This window comes from Bartonella taylorii 8TBB (assembly GCF_902825155.1).
GTDB lineage: Bacteria > Pseudomonadota > Alphaproteobacteria > Rhizobiales > Rhizobiaceae > Bartonella > Bartonella taylorii_A.
This window is the reverse complement of the sequence record NZ_CADEAG010000060.1, coordinates 1-629: the sequence shown is the minus strand read 5'-3', so window position 1 is coordinate 629 and position 629 is coordinate 1. Positions and strand designations below refer to the sequence as shown.

1 pseudogene is annotated in these 629 nt (G+C 35.5%); it reads right to left on the bottom strand.

The window, feature by feature from the left end:
- Positions 1-468, bottom strand: a pseudogene (locus J7R13_RS08620) (hypothetical protein); the annotation flags it as partial.
- Between the last annotated feature and the right edge of the window lie 161 nt (positions 469-629).

The following is a 629-nucleotide window of genomic DNA, read 5'->3' as shown; positions in this document are numbered from 1 at the left end:
TTTTTTATTCATACGCCCCCCACCGATCTCTACTCTCTTTCCATCCCCCGCGTTTTCCCTTCCTTTATATATTTTATCATTTTCATAAAGAGTTTCATCAAAAATACCGGCGTCTTTATAAAAACCCCAATTTTTGCTTACAGGGAATAGTTTCCTTCCTTTTTCATTAAACCCGCCGACGTCCTCCGCCTTAACATCATCAAAATCTCTTAGAGCACGTATGCGGTGTAAAGTAAGACCATCAAAAGTGAATTTTTCATTGCTAAATTCGTATTTTTTTGCAGGATGTTGTTGATTAACAGGCGCGGTTTCATTTGCAATAGGGGTATTTAATTTATTAACTGTAGCGTTCATAGCTAATTCCTTATCATAAAATTGTTTTTCAATTGACAACCTATAAAGGTGCCGGGCGTTGAAAAACACGGTGATAAGTCCGTTGCTTACACTTTTCCCATAAGGGTATTGCATGGTGTGACACACCCGACAAAATCATTATACGCTTTAATACGTATAAAAAACAGTCAGTATTTTAAAGACTTGGAAAGATTGTTTCGTAACCTATCCGCTAATCGTTAAGTGTTTTCAGCACTTAATTATTTATATAACAAAATACGTATTTATTGTCAAAT